Genomic DNA, 670 nt, shown 5'->3' on the forward strand with positions numbered 1-670 from the left:
AACCGTTCCATCATACCCATCCAAACCTACTCATAAGTATCTAAACAGGTTCAGTGCTGATTTCCTGCTTCACAGAGGCCGGTTTCACTCCGGTCTTGCGACCTGAGCCAGCGCCTTCCTCTCCACAGGCTGACACCGTGGAACTCACGGCGTAATGGGCAAGATTTCTTGCCGCATTCACATCCCGGTCGTGGTGTACGCCACAGTCCGGGCAAATCCACTGCCGCGTGGATAGCGGCATTGCCTTCTGCACCGCTCCACAAACCGAACACATTTTGCTGCTGGGGAACCAGCGGTCGGCCACCACCACCTGCCCACCCCGCTGATCTGCCTTGTACACCAGTTGCCGACGGAATTCATGAAAGCTCATGTCGGCAATGGAGCGGGCCAGATGCCGGTTCGCCATCATGCCGCGCACGTTCAGATCCTCGATGCCGATGGTATGAAACCGCCGGGTCAGATCCGACGTGAGTTTGTGCAAGGCATCTTGGCGAATGTTGGCAATGCGAGCATGCAGCCGTGCCAGTTTCGCCTTGGCCTTGTTCCGGTTGTTGGAGCCTTTTTGCTTGCGCGACAGGCTGCGCGATAGCCGACGGAGTCGCTTGAGCACGGCGGTATGCGCCTTGGGGCCCGTCATGGTGTCTCCCGTCGAGAGCGTGGCCAGTGCCGA

Annotated in this window: 1 protein-coding gene; it reads right to left on the reverse strand. The window is 58.8% G+C overall.

Annotated elements, in window-relative coordinates:
* Positions 1-40: 40 nt before the first annotated feature.
* Positions 41-670 (reverse strand): RNA-guided endonuclease TnpB family protein (locus ECTPHS_RS13715; protein ID WP_040406202.1); only part of this gene is annotated, 630 nt, incomplete at its 5' end.

It is taken from the genome of Ectothiorhodospira sp. PHS-1, from assembly GCF_000225005.1.
Classification (GTDB): domain Bacteria; phylum Pseudomonadota; class Gammaproteobacteria; order Ectothiorhodospirales; family Ectothiorhodospiraceae; genus Ectothiorhodospira.